General features: G+C 69.2%; 1 pseudogene. It reads left to right on the top strand.

Features of this window, described 5'->3' with window-relative positions:
- Positions 1-409: pseudogene (locus tag B2W55_RS15390) on the top strand (ATP-binding protein); the annotation flags it as partial.

Raw genomic sequence — 409 nt, 5'->3', positions numbered from 1 at the left:
TTCGGACGCGCAGATCGCGGCGCTGAAGGCCCGCGAAGCGGTTGGCGCCGCCGATCCGCAGACCACGGCCAGCGCGACCGAGAACTTCAACAAGGCGCTCGCCTACGTCCCGGCCGGATCGCCGGTCGATCGCGCCAACATCGTCGCGGCGTCGGCGCCGATCCCGCGCAGTGTGCGTCCGACGCGCAATGCCGCGGCGTCCAGCACCGAGATCAACACCGTCGTTCCCAAAGGTGGGCCCGGCCAGGGCGTGATCACCACGTCGGCGCGGATTTCGGCCGCCAAGGGCAACGACATCTGGATGCGCGTGGTGATGCTGGCGCCGAGCGCAAGCAATGGCATGCTGACCACGGTGCTCGGCGACACCGACATGAGCACGATGCGGGCTCACTTCGTGAAGCCGCAGGCC

Origin of the sequence: Bradyrhizobium sp. UBA2491, assembly GCF_002341725.1 — a bacterium.
Taxonomy (GTDB): Bacteria; Pseudomonadota; Alphaproteobacteria; order Rhizobiales; family Xanthobacteraceae; genus Bradyrhizobium.
This window is presented reverse-complemented; position numbering and strand designations above follow the sequence as displayed.